This window comes from Heliorestis convoluta (assembly GCF_009649955.1).
GTDB lineage: Bacteria > Bacillota > Desulfitobacteriia > Heliobacteriales > Heliobacteriaceae > Heliorestis > Heliorestis convoluta.
The window spans coordinates 1,417,504-1,440,838 of sequence record NZ_CP045875.1 but is presented as its reverse complement, the minus strand read 5'-3'; the positions used below and the strand labels follow the sequence as shown (position 1 = coordinate 1,440,838).

General features: G+C 45.2%; 19 protein-coding genes and 1 pseudogene. 17 read left to right on the top strand and 3 right to left on the bottom strand.

Annotated features, from left to right (window positions below):
• The first annotated feature begins 1 nt into the window (after window position 1).
• The 8 genes from FTV88_RS06625 to FTV88_RS06590 all read left to right on the top strand — a co-directional run bounded on the left by FTV88_RS06625 (window position 2) and on the right by FTV88_RS06590 (window position 7,671).
• Complete coding sequence (locus FTV88_RS06625; protein ID WP_153724952.1) at window positions 2–760, top strand: tetratricopeptide repeat protein; 759 nt, start codon at window positions 2–4, stop codon at window positions 758–760.
• A gap of 159 nt (window positions 761–919) precedes the next feature.
• Window positions 920–1,354 (top strand): peptidylprolyl isomerase, encoded by a 435-nt coding sequence (locus tag FTV88_RS06620; protein ID WP_153724951.1) that lies wholly within the window; start codon window positions 920–922, stop codon window positions 1,352–1,354.
• Window positions 1,355–1,640: 286 nt separating this feature from the next.
• Window positions 1,641–1,820 (top strand): YezD family protein, encoded by a 180-nt coding sequence (locus FTV88_RS06615; RefSeq protein WP_153724950.1) that lies wholly within the window; start codon window positions 1,641–1,643, stop codon window positions 1,818–1,820.
• Between the two features lie 118 nt (window positions 1,821–1,938).
• Window positions 1,939–2,652 carry a phosphoadenylyl-sulfate reductase gene (locus FTV88_RS06610; protein WP_153724949.1) on the top strand — a complete coding sequence of 238 codons (714 nt, stop codon included), beginning with the start codon at window positions 1,939–1,941 and terminating at the stop codon, window positions 2,650–2,652.
• Window positions 2,653–2,740: 88 nt separating this feature from the next.
• Window positions 2,741–3,874, top strand: a complete 1,134-nt coding sequence (gene sat / locus FTV88_RS06605; RefSeq protein ID WP_207707926.1) for a sulfate adenylyltransferase — start codon at window positions 2,741–2,743, stop codon at window positions 3,872–3,874.
• A gap of 76 nt (window positions 3,875–3,950) precedes the next feature.
• Window positions 3,951–5,024, top strand: coding sequence for a sulfate permease (gene cysP / locus FTV88_RS06600; protein ID WP_153724948.1), 1,074 nt, complete (start codon window positions 3,951–3,953; stop codon window positions 5,022–5,024).
• 505 nt (window positions 5,025–5,529) lie between these two features.
• Window positions 5,530–6,120 (top strand): adenylyl-sulfate kinase, encoded by a 591-nt coding sequence (cysC, locus tag FTV88_RS06595; protein WP_153724947.1) that lies wholly within the window; start codon window positions 5,530–5,532, stop codon window positions 6,118–6,120.
• A 60-nt stretch (window positions 6,121–6,180) separates the two neighbouring features.
• Window positions 6,181–7,671, top strand: coding sequence for a nitrite/sulfite reductase (locus FTV88_RS06590; protein WP_153724946.1), 1,491 nt, complete (start codon window positions 6,181–6,183; stop codon window positions 7,669–7,671).
• Between the two features lie 135 nt (window positions 7,672–7,806).
• Here FTV88_RS06590 and FTV88_RS16030 read toward each other — a convergent pair whose 3' ends face one another.
• On the bottom strand, window positions 7,807–7,932 hold the full coding sequence (locus tag FTV88_RS16030) for a hypothetical protein (protein WP_279236978.1): 126 nt from the start codon (window positions 7,930–7,932) through the stop codon (window positions 7,807–7,809).
• Window positions 7,933–8,285: 353 nt separating this feature from the next.
• On the opposite strand from FTV88_RS16030, the pseudogene nrdD reads away from it, so the two are divergent.
• A pseudogene (nrdD, locus tag FTV88_RS16235) lies at window positions 8,286–8,387 on the top strand (anaerobic ribonucleoside-triphosphate reductase); the annotation flags it as partial.
• 158 nt (window positions 8,388–8,545) lie between these two features.
• On the opposite strand, the gene FTV88_RS06580 reads toward nrdD, so the two are convergent.
• Window positions 8,546–9,574, bottom strand: coding sequence for an HD-GYP domain-containing protein (locus FTV88_RS06580; protein WP_153724944.1), 1,029 nt, complete (start codon window positions 9,572–9,574; stop codon window positions 8,546–8,548).
• Between the two features lie 122 nt (window positions 9,575–9,696).
• Entirely contained in the window at window positions 9,697–10,476 is a 780-nt protein-coding gene (locus FTV88_RS06575; RefSeq protein ID WP_243137381.1) for a polyphosphate kinase 2 family protein, read from the bottom strand.
• A 122-nt stretch (window positions 10,477–10,598) separates the two neighbouring features.
• Here FTV88_RS06575 and addB point away from each other — a divergent pair, with 122 nt between their 5' ends.
• From addB to FTV88_RS06535, 8 genes are all read left to right on the top strand, one after another.
• Window positions 10,599–14,195 (top strand): helicase-exonuclease AddAB subunit AddB, encoded by a 3,597-nt coding sequence (addB, locus tag FTV88_RS06570; protein WP_153724942.1) that lies wholly within the window; start codon window positions 10,599–10,601, stop codon window positions 14,193–14,195.
• On the top strand, window positions 14,195–18,172 hold the full coding sequence (gene addA, locus FTV88_RS06565) for a helicase-exonuclease AddAB subunit AddA (RefSeq protein WP_153724941.1): 3,978 nt from the start codon (window positions 14,195–14,197) through the stop codon (window positions 18,170–18,172). The genes addB and addA overlap by 1 nt, the downstream gene beginning before the upstream one ends.
• A gap of 121 nt (window positions 18,173–18,293) precedes the next feature.
• Window positions 18,294–19,100, top strand: a complete 807-nt coding sequence (locus FTV88_RS06560) for a sugar phosphate isomerase/epimerase family protein (protein ID WP_162007932.1) — start codon at window positions 18,294–18,296, stop codon at window positions 19,098–19,100.
• A 114-nt stretch (window positions 19,101–19,214) separates the two neighbouring features.
• Window positions 19,215–19,688, top strand: coding sequence for a peroxiredoxin (locus FTV88_RS06555; RefSeq protein ID WP_153724939.1), 474 nt, complete (start codon window positions 19,215–19,217; stop codon window positions 19,686–19,688).
• A 41-nt stretch (window positions 19,689–19,729) separates the two neighbouring features.
• Complete coding sequence (locus tag FTV88_RS06550; RefSeq protein WP_153724938.1) at window positions 19,730–19,945, top strand: hypothetical protein; 216 nt, start codon at window positions 19,730–19,732, stop codon at window positions 19,943–19,945.
• A gap of 145 nt (window positions 19,946–20,090) precedes the next feature.
• Entirely contained in the window at window positions 20,091–21,227 is a 1,137-nt protein-coding gene (gene nifV / locus FTV88_RS06545; RefSeq protein ID WP_153724937.1) for a homocitrate synthase, read from the top strand.
• Between the two features lie 252 nt (window positions 21,228–21,479).
• Window positions 21,480–21,845 carry a carbohydrate-binding protein gene (locus FTV88_RS06540; protein ID WP_243137379.1) on the top strand — a complete coding sequence of 122 codons (366 nt, stop codon included), beginning with the start codon at window positions 21,480–21,482 and terminating at the stop codon, window positions 21,843–21,845.
• Window positions 21,846–21,906: 61 nt separating this feature from the next.
• Complete coding sequence (locus FTV88_RS06535) at window positions 21,907–23,154, top strand: glycosyltransferase family 4 protein (protein WP_153724936.1); 1,248 nt, start codon at window positions 21,907–21,909, stop codon at window positions 23,152–23,154.
• Window positions 23,155–23,335 lie beyond the last annotated feature (181 nt).

Below are 23,335 nucleotides of genomic sequence, written 5' to 3'. Positions count from 1 at the left end.
GATGATAGATGACAAAGTAGAAATAGAAGCAAAAGATGAAAAAGAAAAGTCTCATGAAAAACTATCGCTACCTTATATACAAGAACAAGCTGAATCAGGCGATGCCGAAGCACAGTACCACCTAGCCCAATGCTTCGAAGAAGGACGAGGCCTACGAGAAAGTGGCAAAGAAGCTTTTCGCTGGTACGAAAAAGCAGCCCAACAAGGCCACAGCATGGCCCAATTGGCTCTAGCTACGATGTATGAAGATGGCTGGGGTGTCTCTCAGAATGACGCAGAAGCACTGCGTTGGTACGAAGCCGCCGCTGGCCAAGGCGTGGTAGAGGCCCAGGTTCGACTAGGCGAAATTTACGCGGAAGGCACTACTGTAGAAGCGGATGGACAAAAAGCTTTAGGCTGGTTTCGGAAAGCTGCAGAGCAAGGCCATGCTGAAGGACAATTCCAATTGGCTATGATGCTTTCTATCGGCGAAGGCGTCGAAAAAAACGATCAAGAAGCGCTGCATTGGTATCGCCAAGCCGCAGAACAAGGTCATGTAGACAGCCAATTCAACCTAGCTTTTATGCTTGAAGAAGGCATTGGCACGATAGCATCGCCAGAAGAAGCGCTGCAGTGGTATAGAAAGGCAGCCGAACAAGGCGATGAAGAAGCACAGAAGAAAATAGGCATGAGATCGTCCCCTGGCAAAGAGGCCCGCAAGCGTGGCAAAAAGAAAAATAGCAAGAAAAAAGGCAATACCAAAGGCCCTACAAGAAGATAAGAGGTCGAAAAAGGATAGACAAGCATACTTTCTCTGCCCTGCAGGAGGAACTATATCCCTCTACTGATAAAAATTTTTGATTCTGCTTCTATCGTGCTATACTAAGCAATGGAATCTTTCTTGTAAGATTACTACTTTCGGAGATTTGGAGGCCTTCAAGTGAAAAAAGCAATCATTGAGACAGAAAAAGGAACTATGGTAGTTGAACTCTATGAAAAAGACGCCCCTGGCACAGTGGCCAACTTTGAAAAGCTGATTAAGGAAGGCTATTACGATGGCTTAACCTTTCACCGTGTGATTCCTGACTTCGTTATTCAGGGTGGTTGCCCCAATGGAACAGGTTCTGGTGGACCTGGATATACCATTCCCTGCGAAGTTCAGAACAACCCGAATAAGCATATGCGTGGATCCCTCTCCATGGCTCATGCAGGCCGTGATACAGGAGGCAGTCAATTCTTTGTCTGCCACAGCCCCCAGCCACACCTAGATGGCAATCATACGGTATTTGGTCGTGTTGTAGAAGGGCTTGAGGTTGTTGATGATATTCGTCGAGGCGATAGAATGACGAAGGTTACAATTGAAGAAGTAGAATAATTAGTGCGACAATATCTTGTGGTGGGGGCAGGTAGATTTTGCTGGTTGTGACAGCGTGATGACCAGGCCTGTATAAAGTAGCCCCAACGGAATCAGGTATTTGACAAGGTCTTTTCCTCTGATCTTATTCAGAGGAAAAGACCTTGTCTTTTTTTTTTGCACTTTTTCTAGTTTTTTTCACGAAGACCCGTTGACAGCAGAAAGCCCAGTCGCTACAATAAGATTAAACATAGGAAAACCGATATGAATACTCGGGATTAAAAATAAGGAACTGGAGGCATGCCGGATGATCAAAAAAGCCGTCACAAGCAAAGAGCAAGGACAACTGAAGGAGGCTCCTGACAGCTTATTGTATCAACATCTTGAAAAGATGCTCGCCTCCCTTCGCTATGGCACCATCACCCTGGTGGTGCAAGATGGGCAAGTTATTCAACTAGAAAAGAATGAAAAAATCAGGCTAAAGTGAGTTCAGGTAAAAGGAACATATTCTCAATTGTGCCGACTAGAAATACTAGAGGCGCCAGTGACATAAAGAAGTGTCAATGGCGCTTTTTTGTCTATACAGATAGCGTGGAGGTGTTCCCATGGAGAAGCAACTTTCTTATCAAAATCTCACTACAGAAGATTACGAATCATTGAACCAGTCTCTGGCCGAACAAGACACAGTGTTCGTTCTTCGCTGGGCCTACGAACGTTGGGGTAAGGACCTAGTCTATGCTTGTAGCTTTGGTGCTGAAGCAATGGTTCTCATTGATCTCATTAGCAAAGTCAATCCCAAAGCTGAGCTTATTTTTATTGATACAGACTTGCATTTTCCAGAAACGTATCAACTTATTGATGCAGTGAAAGCTCGTTACCCTGAACTGAAGATTGAAATGGTAAAAGCAACGATAACACTGCAAGAACAAGCTCAAAAAGAAAGTCCTGAACTTTGGAAGAAAGAGCCGGACCGCTGTTGCCAGATTCGCAAGATGGTTCCTTTAGAGAAAGCGCTGCATAACTATAGCGCCTGGCTTTCAGGCTTGCGCCGAGAACAAAGCCAGACAAGGCAACATATTCAGTTTATCAATCCAGACAATCGATTTGGCAAAGTCAAAGTATGCCCTCTCATTCATTGGACCTGGGAGGAAGTGTGGATGTATATCCGCTTGCACCAGTTGCCTTATAACGAACTACATGATCAACGCTATCCTAGTATAGGCTGTGCACCTTGTACAGCGCCTGTTGATGAAGATGGCGATAGCCGAGCCGGTCGTTGGGCCGGTCAAAGTAAGACAGAGTGTGGCCTACACCGATAAGGTGTCCTGAATAAGGAGGGTTCCTCGTGACGTGCTTTGATCTTGATAAAGTGGCTATATAGCAAAAAGATAAAAAGGAGTGTCCTATATGACCTTGTCTAAAAAATCGGAACTTGTGAATCTGCTTAACCCAACCTACGACATAAGTGCCCTTACAGAAGCGGTAGAAATTGATTTTTATGCTCTTTCTGATTTGGAGCTACTCGGTAACGGTGGTTATAGTCCTTTGCGTGGCTTTATGAATCAGCAAGATTACAATCAAGTTCTTCAGTCTATGCGTTTACAAAACGGCTCCATCTGGCCTCTACCCATTACACTACCCGTAACAGAAGCAGTGGCCCAAAAGATTCCTCTGGGCAGCAAAGTGAAGCTTACCTACCAGGGTGATGTCTACGGTGTGCTAGCGGTAGAAGAAAAGTTTCGTCCTGACAAAAAAGAAGAAGCCTACCAGGCCTATAAGACAACTGATCTAGACCATCCCGGTGTGAAAAGGCTTTTCGAGCGAGGCGATATCTACCTAGCCGGTGATGTTGTTGTACTTCAGCCCTTACAGCGTCAAAAGTTTCAACAGTTCTATCTCACGCCAGCCGAGACAAGAGCGGAATTTGCTCGTCGCAACTGGGAGCGGATTGTGGGCTTTCAGACACGCAACCCTGTTCATCGAGCCCATGAATATATTCAAAAAGCAGCGTTAGAGATTGTTGATGGATTGTTTCTCAATCCACTGGTTGGTGAGACCAAGTCTGATGATATTTCTGCAGAAATCAGAACAGAAAGCTATCAAGTACTTCTAGAAAACTACTATCCCCAGGATCGTGTCTTCATGGCCTTTTTCCCAGCGGCCATGCGCTACGCCGGACCGCGAGAAGCTGTCTTTCATGCCTTAGTACGTAAAAATTATGGCTGCACACACTTTATTGTAGGACGGGATCATGCCGGTGTGGGCAACTACTATGGCACCTATGAAGCCCAGGAAATTTTCAAAAATTTCAACAGCCATGAACTGGGCATTCGACCTTTATTTTTTGAACACACCTTTTTCTGCAAAAAATGCGGTAACATGGCCTCTTCGAAGACTTGCCCCCACGGGAAAGAACATCATCTAACGCTTTCAGGGACTAAAGTTCGCGAGATGCTACATCAGGGCATTGTACCGCCACCAGAATTTACAAGAGCCGAAGTGGCTCAAGTCTTGATTAAAGGCTTGCAGGAGAAAGATTGATTTCTAGTAAGACTGCCTCTTCTATGATAGAAAAGTGGATTGCTAGCGTAGATTGATAAAAAGCAGGTGACAGCCCATGCTTATCTATATTGCCTTTGCCGTAGCCTTCTTTTTCGCCATGAATATTGGCGCGAGTGGAACGGCTGCGTCCATGGGCCCCGCTTATGGAAGCGGCGCATTGAAAAAAAGAACAGCCCTACTCGTAGTAGCCATTGCTGTTTTCCTGGGTGCTTTAGCCGGTGGTGAAGTTGTTCGCACCATCGGCTCTGGCATCATTCCCTCTTCCATTGTAACGGTAGAATTGGTCGTTATTATTTTGGCTGCTGCCTGCTTAACTTTGTTTATTGCCAATCTTATGGCCATCCCTTTGTCAACGAGTGAAGTTGTCGTAGGCTCTATAGTGGGTGCAGGGATTGCTTTTCAAGCTCTCTATTACGACAAGCTCGCTTTGATTGTCTCTTTCTGGGTAATAACGCCCATCGTGGCTTTTTCGTTGTCTTACTTTTTTGGCAAATTCGTTCTGAAAATGGAAAAGCGTTGGCCCCAGCTCAAAGGGGAAGGCAAGTGGAAAAAGCCCCTCGTCATCTTGCTCATTACAGCAGGCACCTTAGAAGCCTTCGCAGCCGGAATGAACAACGTGGCCAACGCCGTTGGTCCCCTCGTTGGAGCTGGTATGATAGATGTGAACAATGGCGTTCTCTACGGTGGACTTTTCGTTGCCGTCGGTGCTCTTTTAATGGGAGGAAGAGTGCTCGAAACAAATGGCAAGCGCATTACCAATCTAACGCTGCTTCAAGGGAGTGCTGTATCTTTTACGGGCGGCGGCCTTGTTATTATTGCTTCCATTTTCGGTTTGCCTGTACCTCTGACGCAAGTGACTACCTCAGGGATTATGGGCATCGGAACAGCGCGTCAAGGTTTTATGCTCTGGCAAAAAGGGATTATTAAGCAAATTCTTAAAGTTTGGGTTGTTTCGCCTCTGCTGTCTCTGGTTCTTTCTTACGGTTTTATTCAGCTTTTTATCAAAGCCGATTATTATACTTTACTCGTCTTGGCAAGTCTTTTTATTGCTACTGTCGGTGCTATTAGTTTGGCGAAGTCGATTCAGCAGGAGAGACGGGCGATTCATGATCAAGGTGGGGGGATATAGCACGAAATAGATACCCTGTGGTGGGGTCAGGACTTATTCATTCCTTCCGAACGGACTCATCCCACGCCATGAGCGGCAGCAAAGCTGCCGATGGCTGAGGTCTGAAGTCCTCTCTCCAGGAATGAATAAGTCCTGACCCAGGTACATCTTGCTGGCTGTGAATAACCAAATGGCTTATTGAAAAATACAGGCAGTTACGTATATAGCAGAAATTTACACAAAGCAATGCCAAGGGGAGTAACAATCAGCAAAAAAACCTCTGGGACTGGGCATCACGCTTTCCGTAGCGGGACTTGGGACCTCAGCTGTCGCCAGCTTTGCTGGCGGTAACAGCGTGGGACCAGTCCAGAGCGGAGGAAAGCGTGATGACCTGGCCCCTAGGTAAAGTACCCCCAAGGTAATTAGCGATAGTTAATTTTGCTCTTTGTTTGTACCCGAATGGGCATGGGGTTCGTAAATAGGCTGTTGGTAGGCAGTTGGGTTATTAACGGAGGAGGTTTTTGTAATGAATAATATATTTTGGCATGAAACGGTCCTTTCTAAGGACGAGAGACAAAAACAAAAAGGTCATAAAAGCGCTATCTTATGGTTTACCGGGTTGTCTGGTTCGGGCAAATCGACGTTGGCCAATGCTGTGGAGCGCAAGCTGTATGAAAAGAAAGTTCATAGCTATCTTCTAGATGGTGATAATGTACGTCACGGTCTGAACAAAGATTTAGGCTTTTCTGATCAAGATCGTCAGGAAAATATCCGTCGTATTGGTGAAGTGTCTAAGCTTTTTGTTGATGCTGGGATTGTGGTTTTAACGGCTTTTATCTCACCTTTTCGTGAAGATCGGGACCAGGTTCGCCAGCTTGTAGCGGAGGAAGAGTTTATTGAAATCTATGTAAAATGCTCTTTGGAAGAGTGTGAACGACGAGATCCGAAAGGTCTTTATCAAAAAGCACGTGCTGGCAAGATTCCCTTTTTTACAGGTATTAGCTCGCCTTATGAAGAGCCGACGGCGCCTGCTCTTACTATTGAGACGGATCGTTTTAGTTTAGATGAGAGTGTAGATCAAGTGGTGCAATATTTGAAAAAGCGTTCGATTGTGTAGTGGGGACCTAGCAGGCTAGTCCGATTGCTTATTATAAGTAACCTGGGAGGCGAAGGGCAGATGAATCTCGTTACGAACAGTAAAACCTATGAAACTATAGAAAAAATTCAAAGATTGCTGCAATCGGGTGTTGGTCCAATCGAAGATCATGATCAGAAGTGGTTGAAGAAAGAAGGCATCTATTTTCATAAACCGAAAGAAAAAGGCCTCCTTTTTTTGCGGGTGAATATTCCGGCAGGTCTGCTCAGCAGTCAACAAGGGAGAATGCTAGCTCGCATTGCTTCGACCTATGGTGATGGGCGTCTTTCGATTACGACGCGCCAGGCTGTGCAATTTCATAATCTGCGTCTGCAAGATATTCCTGATATATTAAAGAAGCTTGATGAAGTAGCCCTTGCGACCAGTGGTTCTGGCGGCGATCGGACGAGAAATATTACAGGCAATTTACTAGCAGGCATTGATCCCCAGGAGTTCCTAGATACGAGGGGGCTGGTTCAAGGGCTTTATCAGTTTTTTCAACAAGATCGAAGTTGCACGGACTTGCCTCGTAAGTTCAAAATTGCTTTGACAGCCAGTGCTGTTTTACAAGGTCATGAGAAGATTCAGTGCCTTGCTTTTACACCAGCTTATAAAAAGGTTGATGAAGATTCTGTTTTTGGTTTTCACGTTCATGTGGGTGGTGGTTTATCGCGAGACGCTATGGTGGCACAGGAGTTGGATCTTTTCGTAGAGCCTCATCAAGTGGTACCTCTTTCTGCTGCCGCTGTCGCTCTTTTTCGCGATTATGGCTGCCGTGAAAACAGGCAAAAAGCGCGCTTAAAGCATGTGGTACAACAATGGGGCCTAACGAAATTTCAACAAGAGTTGATCCGATATGTAGGATATGAACTACCTAGCCGAGGCATAAGTGCTGTAGAAACAGAGCGTCCTGGCCCTTACTATGGTTTTCATCGACAAAAGCAAAAGGGCTATGATTTTCTCGGTGTTCATATTCCCATGGGACGATTCACTGCGGTTCAGTTACAGGTGCTTTCAAGCCTTGCAGATCGGTATGGGGTTGGCGAGTTGCGTATTGGCTATGGTCAGAATATACTGATCACCCATATTCCTTTTTATAAAAAAAGAGAGCTTCAAGAAGAAGAGATTTTCCAAGAGTTGCCTCTTCAACCGGCTGCTTTGACAGGCCAGTCTCTTGCTTGCACTGGTGGGCAATATTGTAAGTACAGCACTATTGATACCAAAGAAAAGCTCTATCAATGGGTGCAAAAGCTTGACCAGAATTTTGCAGAAGAAGGTATAGAAGTTCCGCCACTACGCATTCATCTTGTAGGTTGTCCTCACAGCTGTGGTCATCGCCATCTTGCTGATATTGGCTTGCAAGGAAAAAAAGTAGCCCTCGATGGCAACGTGGTCGAAGCTTTCACTATCTATGAAAAAAACCAAGAAAGTGGTCTATGCACGGAAGAAGTGGCTGTCGTCCTCGAAAAAGATATAGTCAGAGCCCTTACAGAGTACATCAAAAAGAAAATAGGGAAGAAAGAAACCGCATAGAGAAATATCTCTTAGCGGTTTCTTTCTTGTAAAGGATTTATGATTGTAGAGTAGAACTATTTCTAGATAGTTCTACAGTAGGAATAGGTTACAGCAGGATCGGACTACAGCAGGATCGGGCTACAGTAAAATCAACTACATTAAGATGGGACGGCAGCAAGATTTTTTTCTTTTTCTTCGATCACAGCTTACAACGAGGCGGTCCCCAGGACGAAGAGTTACGCTGATAACGCGAGGCTTCGGTTTTTCTGGTGGGAACATGATAATCCCTCCCTTCTAGCTATAGGTTCACTATTATGTATATGTTGTCGAAAAGATATGGTTAATAATTCCAGCTTATTTCACCTTTTTTATAGCTGAATGAGAAGAAGGAAAAGGGGTCAATAATAATAATAATTAGCGTTGACAAAAGATGGCCCAATCGGCACAATAGAGATAGATAACTAGGGGAGGTGGCGGCCATGATCATTCATTCGGCCCTGACACTGACGAAAGAACAAGAGCAGCTTGTGCTTGCTGAAGCGAAGAAGATGGTGCAAGAAGAGAAGATTTATAACCCCCATACAGTAGAAGTTTTGGAAGAGGAAGGGCAAATGGCTCTTCGAGTTATTGGAACGAGCCCCATTGTTCGTGTTCGGAGAATCACCGGTTATTTGTCTACGACAGATCGTTTTAACGATGCGAAGCTTGCTGAGTTACATGCTCGTACAACCCATGGCTGCTGTCAAAATGATCTCGACCCTTTGGACAGGCTTAAGGAAAAAAGCATGCCCGATTGTGCTTGGACGGAAAAGGATCAGAAAAAAGTATTGGCTGATTTTGTTTAATGGAAAAAGAGCTACCTACGCTAAGAGGTAGCTCTTTTTTTTACTCTTTACAGGATACGATCAATGGTTATGTCTTTTCTACTATAGAGGTTTACCAATTCTCCGGCTATATCTACAATCGGTGAAGAGAGTGCATATTCGTTAATAAAGACGATTTTGCCTTTTCTTCCATCGCTAAGGCGAACCCAGGCATTTTGGTAATAGTGTGCAATTCTTTTCATGAAGGTGTTCATGTAGGTTGAGTCAAAGCGTGTGAACCCATCTCTTTCTAAGAGTTGTAGAACTTTATAAGGATGGGGCCGTTCTTGATAAGTCTTGCCACCTGTTGTTTGATTGTCATAAAAATTGGCGATGGCAATAATACGGGCGTACTCAGGAATTTCTCCCCACTTTATTTTCATGGGAAAGCCAGTGCCATCGAGGGTTTCATGATGAAAAAGGACTGCGTTGGCAATCGATGCGGGATAATTGTGCTTTTGAAGCAGATCGTGCCCTATAAGGGGATGGAAGTGATAATCTTGCTCTGGGTGATAACTCCTTATAGTTTTACCGATATCATGAAGAAGAGCTGCGATGGTCAGTTCTTTAATCTGCGCTGGCCCATAGTGTAACCACGTTCCTATAAGGTTGCTTACAATCGATACGTTTAAACTGTGCGTAAAGGTGGTACTTCGGTCTGCTCGTAGAGCGTACAAATACTTGAGAATTTCTTCTGGCTTTTCGAGGGAATGCATAACCTTATCGGTGATTTCAAAAAAACAATGAGCTTCTACTTTTTCGCCTTGACATATGCCTTGCATGCTCTTTTTTACTTCAGACTCTGTTGCCTTATAAGCTTCTGAGAATTGTATCATGCTTTGTCTCTCAATATTGAGATACTCTTCCGGGTTAATCTTTTCGCCAACAATGATATAGAGATATTCTATATTGTGCATTCGAATCATGTGTAAGAGCCGAACGTTCAAGCGTTCTCCTTTGTTGGCGATTACAGAACCTGTGGGAGAGAAAACATCATTGGCTAGTTCCATTCCAATTCGAGCCGAGGCAGATCGTATTCTTTTAATAGTTGGTTGCATGTCTTTCCTCCTGTCGTAAAGAGGACTACAAGAGACTTAGGGGGGAGTCCTTTTTTAACTTGGGAGAGCCTTTCGAGATGCTCAGAGAGTTCTATTCTATACCATACGTAAAGAGCCTGCGGCTAGAGTACATATTTGAAAAAACGCTTATATCGTTGAAGGATAATTTCCATGATTCGAATGCGTCCATACTTTTTATCTTCAAAAGGGATGAGGTACCAGGGTGCTGTGGCTGTATGCGTTTTTTCTAGCATTTCATCAATTGCCTTGTGGTACTCTGCCCACTTGTCCCGATTGCGCCAGTCTTCGCTGGTGATTTTCCATCTTTTGTAGGGGTTTTCTTCTCTGTCTTTGAACCGTTTCAATTGTTCTTCTGGACTGATATGAAGAAAAAACTTCAGCAGCAGTGTTTTGTCATCGAGCAAGAGCCTTTCGAACTCATTAATTTCTCGATAGGCCCGTCGCCATGCTTCTTTCTCGCATAGTTTCTCAACTCTTTCTACGAGAACGCGGCCATACCAACTGCGGTCAAACAAAGCCATTTGTCCATGACGAGGTAGCCGCACCCAGAAACGTCGCATGTAGTGGTGCTGTAGTTCTATGGGTGTAGGGGCGCCTATCGGGTGAACTTCGTAGGTTCGTGGATCTAGTTTCTCTGTAATTCTTTTTATAGCACCGCCTTTGCCAGAGGCGTCCCAGCCTTCAAAAACCATGATAATGGCTACATCTTTTTCGATCATCATCGCTTGGTATTGTAAGTGAGCCAATTGTAATTGAGATAATTTTTCCTGATATTCGGCTCGGTTTAAACGCTGCGTTAGATCAATATCAGCAAGTCGCATCATCAAACCTCCGTTTGTTCCTAATTCTCTTTTTCTTTTATTACCTACTTTATTCTTCACTGCGTAGGCGATTCCTTTTCTTAGAAATGATAATAGGGTAAAAAAGGGTTTGCTTTTTCCTTTGACGAATTGCTTTTTATTAATCTGTCAAGATATGTTAAGAATCAAGGAGGTGTCTTCTATTGGGGCTTCGGTTGATCCTTGGACGAGCTGGCACAGGTAAGACCCATCTTTGTTTGCAAGAAGCGAGAAGGGCTCTTCATTGTTCAAGACAGGGAAAAGCACTGGTACTGCTCGTTCCAGAACAAGCTTCCTTTCAGACAGAACGAGCCCTTTTGTCTACGCCAGAACTGCGTGGTACCATTCGAGGCCAAGTCTATAGTTTTCGTCGTCTGGCCTGGCGTATCTTGCAGGAAGTCGGTGGCGCTGCTCGGTTGCCCATTGGTGAGATAGGGAAGCGGATGGTTCTTCGCCAGATCGTAGAAGCGAAGAAAGAGGATTTACGTATTTTTCATCGTTCTGCTGAACGGCCTGGCTTTGCCGATGCCTTGGCGGGCACTTTAACAGAGTTAAAATTATATCAAGTCAATGGGGAAAGTCTGCTACAGAGCTATAATCAGGTCAAAGAAAAAGAAGGCAACAATTTGCTGGCCCATAAGCTACAAGACTTGGCTTTGATTTATGAGTCTTTTTCTGCCTTTTTAGCTCATACATATACCGATCCTGATGATTACTTAACTTTACTAGCTCAAAAGCTGCCTCAATCAGAGACTTTACGAGACGGTACGATCTGGGTTGATGGCTTTGCAGGCTTTACACCACAGGAGTTGCAGGTACTTGGCGCTTTGATGAAGTGCTGTCATCAAGTCAATATAACGCTAACGCTCGATGCTACCACAATCGAGCGTGCATCCGATGAGACCGATCCTTTTTATCGTACGGCCCAAACATATCAACAGTTGATCGAACTATCACAGCAATTACAAGTGCCTGTAGAAGAAACTGTCGTGCAACGCAAGCTCTATCGCTTGCAGAATCACGTACTACAGCATCTAGAGCGCGCTTATTTCCACCGCCTTACGCCAGTGCTGCCAGGGCCTGCTTCTGGTCTTGTAGTAGGTGGTGCTGTGAATCGAAGAAGTGAGATAGAGGGTGTGGCTCGGGAAATTTTGCGTTTGAGCCGCGATGAGGGCTATCGATGGCGTGAGATGGCTCTTTTTGTTCGCGATATGGAGCCTTATCATGATCTGATCGCCGCTGTTTTTCAAGATTTTGATATTCCTTTTTTCCTTGATCGCAAGCGTCCCGTACAGCATCATCCGCTGGTAGAATTGCTTCGTTCTGCTTTAGATGCTCTACACTTTGATTGGTCTTATGAGCCTCTTTTTCGCTATCTGAAGACCGACTTGGTTCCCTTAGAGCGGGAAGAAGTCGATCGATTGGAAAATTATGTACTCGCTCATGGCATTCGCGGCTATCGCTGGCGTGATCAGCAGCCCTGGGTCTTTCAACGGAAGATAACAGGCAAAGAAGAAGATCTAGAGAGACAGCGAAAAGATCTAGAGCGGCTCGTTGCTGTCAATGAGGCTCGAGATAAGGCTCGTCACGCTTTGCTCGTTTTTCAGCAGAAAGTCGAAAAAAAAGGAGAAGTTCGAGCCATTACAGCGGCTTTGTACGAATTGCTTATGGAGCTACAGGTACCAGCAACTTTGGCTCGTTGGAGTGATCAAGCCGAAGAGGAGGGCTTGCTGGAAGAAGCAAGGACTCATCGTCAGATCTGGAAAGCCATCGTTGATCTATTCGATCAAGTGGTAGAAGCTTTTGACGATCAGGAGATGGATCTTGCCACCTATCGCCTTGTCATAGAGGCCGGTCTAGAAAGTCTTACCTTAGGCTTGATTCCGCCGGAATATGATCAAGTTCTGATTGCTTCTCTGAATCGCTCTCGCAGCCCTGAAGTAAAGGCCGCTTTTCTGATTGGTGCTTCTGATGGTATTTTTCCAGCGCGCGTACAAGAAGATGGGATCTTCGATGATGGAGAGCGAGAGCGGTTAAAAGTGTTAAGCGGCTTAGAGCTAGCACCAGGCAGTCGCCGCCGTCTTTTTGAAGAACAGTATCTTGTCTATGTCGCTTTAACTCGAGCGAGCGAACGCCTCTTTGTGACCTATCCCCTGGCCGATGAAGAAGGCAAAGCGATGATGCCTTCTTCGATTGTCGCGCGGATTCGAGAGCTTTATGAGCAAGTGGAAGAAAAGACGTACTTTGTAGAGCCACCTTTATTCGAAGAAGAAGAAGAAAGGTTGTTGCAGGAATATCTATATCATCCTCGCCGTGCTCTTTCGTATCTGATGCCACCTTTGCGAGAAGCTTTTGCTGGCCGAGCGATGGCGCCCTTTTGGTGGAAGCTTTATGATTGGTTTGTTCGGCAAGCATCATGGCGCTCTGAGCTAGAGGGAATTGTGCCTGGTCTGTGGCATCACAACCAGGAACCGCCCCTGACAGTAGAGCTAAGCAAAAAGCTCTACGGAAAAAAATTGCGTACCGGAATTTCACGGATTGAGCAGTTTGCGAGCTGTCCTTTTTCTCACTTTCTTTCTCATGGCTTGCGATTAAAAGAGCGTTCTCTTTTCCGGTTGCAGGCACCCGATCTAGGGCAGTTCTTCCATGAAGCGATGAAGATTTTTGGTGAGCAAGTGTTCGAGAAAAAGTTAGACTGGGCGTCCATGACAGAAGGGCAATGTGGGGATTTGAGCAAGACCATTGTATCTTCCTTGGCGCCGCAGCTACAGAATGAAATTCTACTTAGTTCGGCTCGTCTTCGCTATTTGCAACGACGATTGCAAAAAACGGTAGGCCGTGCCACTTGGACGATGACAGAGCAGTTGCGTCGTGGCTCCTTCCGACCCTTGCGCTTAGAAGCGTCTTTTGGACCGGGGCAAGGCTTGCCACCTTTAATCGTGCCGTTATCACAAGGACGCTCTTTAGAGCTAGTCGGTCGGATTGATCGCATTGATGGCTATGATGGCAACGATCGCTCTTTGCTGCGCATTGTTGATTACAAATCGAGCTTCAGCCGTCTAGAGCTTGCTGAGATGTATCATGGACTGAGACTGCAGTTACTGGCCTACCTCGATGTGGCGCTTGCTGCAGGACCTTATCTTTTCAACCGTTCCGATCATCACCTGATTCATCCCGGTGGTATGCTTTATTTTACGGTGCAAAACCCCATGTTGACACAACAAGGGCCTATCGCACCGGAAGAGGCGGCAAAATCTTTGATCAAAAAGCTGAAAATGCAAGGGGTGCTTTTGGCTGATCCCGATGCGGTTCGTCTTATGGATCGCGATCTCTTTGGTTTTTCTGATATTTTACCAGTCGCTTTAAAAAAAGATGGTACTTTCGATAGCCGCTCTTCTATTATGACGTTAGATCAGTTTCAAAAGCTACGTACGTACTTGCATCAACTTTTTCGTCAGATGGGGGAAGCCATTCTTGATGGCTCCATTGCCATTGATCCCTACAAAAGAAAAGAAAGGGTGGCTTGTACTTTTTGCGCTTATAAAGCGGTCTGTCAGTTCGACTTGTTGCTAGATGAGAACCAGTATCGAATTCTCCTTGATGAGCCGAGCGAGGCCATTTGGTCAAAGATAGAAAAAGTGGGGCAAAGTTCGAGTCACGAAAGATCGGTTATGTACGATCTAAGCCAGTGCGCAAAAGGCAACAAGGAAGGAATTCTTGGCATCGATGGCTCAGGTGGCTACGATAGGAGGCGTTTTTGATGTTACAGCGAGAGAGTCGGTGGACTGATGAGCAGTGGCAGGCTATTACAGCGCGCCGTTCTAACTTGTTGGTAGCGGCTGCCGCTGGTGCGGGTAAGACGGCTGTGCTTGTAGAACGAATTATTGGCTACATTCGAGAAGGCCTTGATGTCGATCGCTTGCTCGTTCTGACTTTTACCAATGCAGCCGCCGCAGAGATGAGAGAACGGATTCGAGAGGCTGTAACGAAAGCACTTCATCAAGAACCAGAAAATGGACACCTGCGGCGACAACTGGTCCTGCTCAACAGAGCTTCTATTACGACACTTCACTCCTATTGCTTGGAGTTGGTACGAAAGCACTATTATCGCTTAGAGCTAGACCCTTCTTTTCGCATTGCTGATGAGACAGAAAGTGCCTTGTTGCAACAAGATGGGCTTGATCAAGTCTTTGAAGATTTTTATGACAAGATAGGTGCAGGTATTGTAGAACAAGAGAAAGCAGACGCTTTTGACCGACTTTTAGATGCCTACGGCAGCGATCGGGATGACAGTGCCTTGCAAGAAGTGGTTCGTAAGCTCTATGAACGTGCGCAAAGCCAACCGCAACCTTTTACTTGGTTACAGCAGATTGTCAATCTTTTTGACCAGGTGCAGCAGCAATCGATTGATGATATACCTTGGTTTGCCCTGTTGCGTGAAGATCTGGCCATGGATTTAGAAGCCTTGGCCCAGGAACTAGCAGGAGCGCTCGCTCTTTGCCAAGCACCAGGGCCTTATCACTATGAAGAAATTGTGCAAGAGGAATTGCATCAGCTTCAAGATTTGCAGCAAGCTTGTAAAAAATCTTGGCTCTCTTTATACGAGGGCTTTGTTCATCTTGCTTTCAAGAGATTGCCGAGTAAGAGAGTTCAAGTAGACGAAGCGCGGAAAGAAGAAGTTAAAGCAAAGAGAAACCATTGTAAAGACAAGCTACGGGATATGGAGAAAAAATACTTTTCTCGCCATCCCAATGAGATGGTGAAAGAGCTAGAGAAGCTAGGGCCAGAGATGGCGTTGTTCGTGGAACTAACCTTAGATTTTGCCAATTCCTATCAAGCGCGAAAGGAAGAAAAGCGTCTTCTTGACTTTAACGATCTAGAACATAAATGCCTTGCTTTGCTCAGCGAGGAAGTAGATTCTGGCCTCTGGAAGCCTTCACCGATTGCGAAAGAGCTATCGAAACATTACGTGGAAGTTCTTGTCGATGAATATCAAGATATCAATCGGGTACAAGAAACTATCTTAGAGTTTTTGTCTCAAGAGAACCGCTTTATGGTCGGTGATGTCAAGCAAAGCATCTATCGCTTTCGTCTCGCAGAGCCCAGTCTTTTCCTTCAAAAGTACGGTGCTTTTCAACCTTATGAAGAGGCAGTGTTAGAGAAGGAAAAGGGCGGTAGAAAAATTGATCTGGCGAAAAATTTTCGCAGTCGCGCCAATATACTAGAGGGTGTTAACTTTCTTTTTCAGCACATTATGACAGCCTATGCTGGTGAAATGACGTATGATGAAAAGGCGTTTCTACAAAGTGGAGCTTTTTATCCCCAGGATTCCACCCATCTTGGTGACGGACCCATTGAATTCTACTTGCTTCAGAACAAAGAAGATCAAGAAGGGTCTGATGAGGAAGCAGAAAGGACTGGTGTTGAGGGGCAAGAAGAAGCTCTTGGCGATGAAAGAAATGATGATGGCTTTGATGAAAAGGTTGAGCTGGAGCGTACACAGCTAGAGGCACGCCTGATCGGCCGTCGCATTGAACAGTTGGTCGCATCGGAGTATGTCTATGACAAAGAAAAGGGCACGTACCGGCAAGCGACCTATCTAGATATTGTAATTTTACTGCGCGCTACGAAAGGCCGGGCCAATGTGTTTGTTGATGAGTTCCGCGCTATGGAAATTCCTGCTTATGCGGAAGTCGGTTCTGGCTATTTTGAAGCAACGGAAGTGTCCGTTATGATGGCCTTATTAAAAGTGATCGACAATCCTAGCCAGGATATTCCTCTTGCGGCCACTTTACGGTCCCCTCTTTTTCGCTTTACGGCAGCGGAACTGGCCACGTTACGACTGTACGAACAAGAGGGTGCCTTCTATGAGGCCTTGCTTGCTTATTCCCGAGAAGGAGGAAACGAGGCCTCCCTCTCTGATGCGCTTCTGGGGAAGGTTCTTTCTTTTTTACAAAAGCTAGAAAAATGGCGCACCCTGGCTCGAAGCGGACCTCTAGCAACCTTGATTTGGCAGATCTATGGAGAAACAGGCTTTTACGATTATGTTGGAGCAATGGTGGGCGGACACCAGAGACAAGCCAATTTAAGAGCCTTTTATTCTCGGGCTTTACAGTTTGAAAAGACAAGTTTTCGCGGTTTGTTTCGCTTTTTGCGCTTTATCGAGCGACTGCAAGATCAAGGTGGCGACTTCGGAACAGCACGAGCTCTTGGGGAAAAAGAGAATGTTGTGCGAATTATGTCCATTCATAAGAGCAAAGGGCTGGAATTTCCCATTGTTTTTGTCCCTTCTCTGGGCAATCGTTTTAACCTAAGAGAGGGCAAACAAAAGCTCTTGCTGCATAAAGAGTTGGGCCTAGGCCCTCTTGTTCTACAACCAGAAGGGCGCTATCACTATCCTTCGATAGCAAAACTGGCCATTGAACGAAAGATTTATAAAGAGACCTTGGCTGAAGAGATGCGCGTTCTCTATGTGGCTGTAACGAGAGCGAAAGAAAAACTGATTCTGGTAGGAACTGTGGCCGATCGTGTAAAAACAGCGCAAAAGTGGTGTCAACAAGAGGTAGAACTGGGCAAACCCTTGGCCGATCAGAATCTGTTGCGGGCTTCTAGCTTTCTTGACTGGATAGGACCGGTTCTAGCAGCGCACCCTGATGGCCAGATTATTAAGAAGTGGGCAGAAGGAGCACAAGATGAACAGGGAGCGAAGCAAGCATCTGGAGAAGAGGAAGTAGGGAGGGAGATAGCCAGAAGTACTATGAGCAAGCCTTGGATGAATTCTTGCTGGTCTCTTTATTACAGTACTTCTCGCGATTTTCACCAGTCCAACAGGACAACAGTTGCTGAAGAGAAAGAGCAGGCTCAAGATAAGCTTTCTCTTCAAGAAAAGATAGAAAAAGTCCGAGCCTTTGAACCTTTTACAAATAGTGAGGACCTAAGCCCCTATCTGCAGTGGAACTATGGCTATGAGGCAAAAGCAGGCTTGCCTGTAAAAGTGTCGATCAGCCAATTGAAAAACTGGTTTACCCGCCCGGAAGAACCTGGTTTTGTCGATGAGAAGACTCTACTTCCAGAAAGGCAAAGCAACTCTTTGGAAATGTACTTTCAAGAGCGGCCTCAATTTTTGCAGAAAAAAAGCGCTCTTTCAGGCTCTGAAAGAGGCTCGGCCATTCACCTGGTGATGCAGCATATCGCGCTGGCAGGAGATCTATCACTGTCTGCGATTGGTCGACAAATTGATGATCTTGTTCTTCGAGAAGTGCTTCGTAAAGAGCAGCGACAAGCCCTTTCGGATCAAGAGATTTATCAGTTTTTCCAAAGCCCTTTAGGGAAGCGACTTCTTTCTGCTTCTACGGTTCTGCGCGAAGTGCCCTTTAGCTTGGCTTTGCCTCTCCCTGAATTCGAAGCCTTTATTCGATCTTGTCCAGAGGCGCGAGAAGTAGGAAGGATACAGAGAGGTCATAAGGTGGTACAAGGCGAAGAAGATGGAAAAGGTGAAAAGATTGTGCTACAAGGTGTGATTGACTGTCTTTTTGAAGAAAAGGGTCAATGGATCTTACTCGACTATAAATCGGATCGGCAAAAAAACCCTGATCAAGAGCTGTGGTTGCAAGAGATGAAGCGAAAGTATCGTTCCCAACTTGATTGGTACGAAAGAGCTTTGGTCGAAGCGTGGAGCCAGAAGCCACAGGAGCGACATATCTACTTTTTCTCCATTGGAAAAGCGTTGCAAATATAATAACAACTTTGTCCTTCAAAAAGCGTGGCAGGAATTTGTCAGAGTGTGGAGAAAGAAATTTATAGAAAGAGCTTTAACATTTCTCTGATGGAAGATGTTGTCGACTTGGAGGAGGCGAACCATGGTCTTAAAGAGGAAACGTATCTTTGTAAGTACGCTTTCATTACGGGACAAAGAGGATCTAAAAAAGTGCATGGATGAAGAGATTGGTATCGAAATCTTTGCCGAGAGACCTTGTTGGCGAGACCCAGAATCGGATTTTGAGCAGACGAAGGAATGGCTGCGACACTATAAGGGACCACGGAGTCTTCATGCACCTTTTTATGATCTGAATCTTGCTTCAGAGAACCACCCTGCGATTCGTGAAATATCGCTTGATACATACAAAGATTTTTTGCAAATTGCTGTGGAGTTACAATGCGATCATGTGACGATTCATCCCAATGCAAGTTCAACGCAAATCTTTGATACAACGTTAGCAAGACAGCGAATTAAGCAAGCCTTGTCTTTGTTAGCAGGCAAAGCCCATCGATTGGGAATTCCATTGGCCATTGAAAATATAGGTCATGGAGACGGGGAGATTTTTGGTCAAGAAGCCTATATCGCTTTACTGCAAGAGCAGGTAGCTGCACAAGCTTTGCTCGATGTAGGGCATGCTCACATTAACGGTTGGGATATTCCCTCTGTGATTCGTCGTCTAGGAACGAAGCTCGCAGGCTTGCATCTTCATGACAATGATGGCCATTCTGATCTACATCTTCCCATCGGAAAAGGGACGATTGAATGGGAACCGATATGGCAAGCCTTAGCCGAAAGTACCGCATCGCCAGCCTTGATTTTGGAGTATAATAATGCTGTTCCAGTTGAGGTTATTTTAGAAGCGGTATATAGGTTGAGAAAACTGCCATTCTTTGATGGGGAAAGTTAATGAAAATAATAACTTCCATTTATTGTTTTTGATGACTGTTTATGCAGGAGAAAGCGTACTCTAAAGAGAAAACAGTATACAATTCCTGTTCGGAAAGCTGGGAGGATTGTAGTTATGACAGCTGAACTCGAGATAGGTCAAGCGGCGCCTGACTTTACGCGGCCTGCTTCCGACGGTAACGACTTTACTTTAAGCGCCTTGCGCGGGCAAGGTGTGGTGCTCTTCTTTTATTCTAAAAATAACACAGCAGGCTGTACCAAAGAAGCTGTAGAATTTCGTGACCTTTACGAAGAGTTTAAAGCTCTTAATAAAGTCATTGTAGGCATTAGCCGAGATACCCCTTCCTCCCATCAGAAGTTTATCGTCAAGCATGATCTTCCTTTTTTGCTTGTTAGCGATGAAGACCGTTCCGTTAGCGCTCTCTACCAGGTTCTCAAAGAGAAGACCATGTATGGTAAGAAGACTATCGGGGTAGAACGCTCTACTTTTGTGATCGATTCTGACGGTTCTCTTTCGCATATCTTTCGCAAAGTGAAAGCTGCCGGGCATGCCCAGCAAGTATTGAGAACGCTACAAGGGCAAGCATAAAGGTTGCTTTCAAGGATAGGATAGGGAGAGGAATCAAGCGCATGGGATTGATTCGAGCCGATGTCTTCCGTATTCTGGAAGAAGCAGCCGAACAGGAAAAAAGGGTGCAAGTCCACTTCCTTGATGGTTCTGTAAAGTCTTTTTATGTCTTAAAGATGGAGCATCTCTATGTGCATGTTCGTCCTGACGATATGGTAGATGCACAAAGTTGGATGATTCCATTACAAAGAATTAAGGCTGTACAATTGTTGTATTGATAATTCTGTATAGAATCTAGTATGAGATACTCCAATACATACCATTATAAGGAAGAAGTGTCTTGCGTGATTTTTATTTTATGCTAAAATGATAAGGTCTATCAAAAGCATCAGGAATTACAATACTTGCAAGGGGTGAGGGTTTTTGGCTAAAAAAGACATCATTATTGTAGACACAACCCTGCGTGACGGGGAGCAAACAGCTGGTGTAGTTTTTGCGAACAAAGAAAAAATCCGTATTGCTAGAATGCTTGATGATCTAGGAGTACATCAGATTGAAGCTGGTATTCCTGTCATGGGCGGCGACGAAAAGCAGGCTATCAAGGACATTGTGAAACTAGGCCTTAAGGCTAGTATTATGGGCTGGAACCGTGCAGTTATTTCTGACATCCAACATTCTGTTGACTGTGGTTGTGATGCTGTAGCGATTTCTATCTCTACATCTGATATCCATATTCAATACAAGTTGCAGACTTCAAGAGAATGGGTTCTAGAATCCATGATCAAGGCAACAGAGTTTGCCAAGTCCCAGGGCATGTACATCTCTGTAAATGCCGAAGATGCTTCTCGCTCTGATCTTGAATTCCTGATTCAGTTCGCTACGGAAGCGAAAAAAGCAGGTGCTGATCGGATTCGTTATTGCGATACAGTAGGTATCTTAGAGCCTTTCGTAATTTATGAGAGAATTAAGAAGTTACGTGAAGCTGTAGATATTGATGTTGAGATGCACACTCACGATGACTTTGGTCTTGCAACTGCAAACGCTTTAGCCGGCGTAAAAGCAGGCGCAACTCATGTGGGTGTTACTGTGAATGGTCTCGGTGAGCGTGCTGGTAACGCAGCTTTAGAAGAAGTTGTTATGGCTCTTAAGCATATTGAAGGTATTGACCTCGGCTTCAAGACGAACAAGTTCCATGAAGTTTGTGATTATGTAGCTCGCGCGTCTGGTCGCTTCTTACCGTCTTGGAAAGCTATCGTTGGCACGAACATGTTTGCCCATGAATCAGGTATTCATGCTGACGGCGCCATGAAGAACCCACAGACTTATGAAGTTATTACACCGGAAGAAGTCGGTCTGGAGCGCCAGATCGTCATTGGTAAGCACTCCGGTACTGCATCCATTAAAGCAAAATTCCGTCAGTTCGAGATCGATATCACAGAAGAGCAAGCTGCTAAAATTCTGGAAAAAGTCCGGACTGCTGCTGTTGAGCTAAAGCGTACTCTCTTTGATAAAGAGATTATGTATGTTTATGAAGAGCTTTACGGCTATCCTGATCACTAGATCGAAGATCTGATAGTAAAGATAGGTCTTAAGGACCAAAAGAATATTGATAAGTGATAGAAAGACCTGTAAGCCAAAGCGCTGGCTTGCAGGTCTTTTTTTTGCTTCTTTTTCTTGAACAGGGGTATTCATTGCTCTTTTCTCTTAAACTTTTCTGGCTTAAAGATTCATAGTGAGCCTCTACTCATCCCATACTAAGAAGGGTGGAAAGCACCTACCTGGAAGGCTCTGAAAATTTACGGAGGTGATGGTGTGTCCAATCTGAAGTATAGTAATTTCAGTGCTGATAATCGTTTAGAAGTCATGAGCCAAAACACCTATTCTGGTGGTGTGCGCGTCGATCCTCTTCCGATTACAGCAGGGCAAGAGATCACCGTCTTCTATTCCGGTATGTTAAATGATAGTGGAGCGGATCAAGTCTATTTACACACAGGCTATGGTCAATCAGACCAATGGAACAGTGTAAACGATCATCGTATGGAAAAGGTAGGCTGGGGATGGGCGAAAGTGATACCGGTTGAACAAAGCGGCAATCTTCATCTATGTTTCCACGATTCGGCTCAGAACTGGGATAACAACGCCGGCGTAAACTGGACCTTCCAGGTGCACAACGGGTAAGGGGCCTAAGGCCCCTTCCAATTCTATACTTTTTTTGCTCGAGCAGGAGGTTATTTAGGCTTTGAAAATTCTTATGTTGTCTTGGGAATACCCCCCAAAAATTGTAGGTGGACTGGCGCCACACGTTCATGGTTTAACAGGCGAGCTCGTCCGTCTCGGACATGAAGTACATGTCATTACCCAGGGCGGCGATGATTTGCCAGAGGAAGAAAATGATCGTGGTGTTACAGTTCATCGCATTCAACCAGCCGGTTTATGGTCTTTAGATTTTATTGGTTATATACATCACTTGAATTTTCATTTTGTAGAAAAAGCCATTGCCATCGAAAAGCGCTTTGGTCCTTTTGATATTATTCACTCCCATGATTGGTTGGCTGCTTTTAGCGCTCGCCTCTTAAAGCAAAGTTGGAACAAGCCTCTCGTTGCAACCATTCATGCGACCGAATGGGGCCGTCACAATGGCCTTCATAATGATCTCCATCGATACATCAGCCAGATAGAATGGTGGCTTTGCTATGAAGCCAAAAAGATAATCGTCTGCAGTCAACATATGAGGGGTGAACTGGAACGTATCTTCCAAATACCTGGTGATAAGTTAGATATTATCCCCAATGGCGTTCATCCTGCTGATTTTCATGCTGATAAAGTTGGCGATAACTTCCGTCGTTCCGACTTTGCTGCTGATCATGAAAAAATTATCTTCTATGTAGGACGATTGGTCTGGGAAAAAGGAATTCAAGTGCTGATTCAAGCCCTGCCAGAACTACTACAACAGCAACCTTATGTGAAAGTCATAATTGCAGGTACAGGCACACAAATGAACTACCTTCGTCATTTGTCACACCGTATGGGTGTTGGTGAAAAAGTAATGCTCACCGGCTATATCGATGATTCGACAAAAGTAGGCCTCATGCGCACCGCTGACGTTGCTGTATTTCCCAGTTATTACGAGCCTTTTGGAATCGTTGCCTTAGAAGCCATGGCCGCCGAAACACCGGTTGTTGCATCTGATACAGGCGGACTCAGCGAGATTATCCATCATGGCCGAAATGGCTTGAAAGCCTATGTAAACCAACCATCTTCACTGGCCCAACAGATTCATCGTGTTCTATCCGATCCAGGTCTTGTCGACTATATGGTTCGCAACGCTTACCAAGAAGTCCAAGACGTCTATGCTTGGTCGGCCATCGCCGAAAAAACGGCCTCTGTTTATGAGCAAGTATTTGAACAGCCTGATGTCAAACCTTCTAATGTACATCCTATAGATCTAGGTAGAAAGCGTCTGGCACAGCTTTTGCAACGAGCGTAAAAGGGGGTTCGTTGCCTCTTCATTGAGATAGATGTGTTGCATGGTCCATCTGTGTTACGACGAGGGATGATAGAGAAACCTTGTAGAGGGGCCAGGGCATCACGCTTTCCTCCGCTCTGGACTGGTCCCACGCTGTTACCGCCAGCAAGCTGGCGACAGCTGAGGTCCCAAGTCCCGCTGC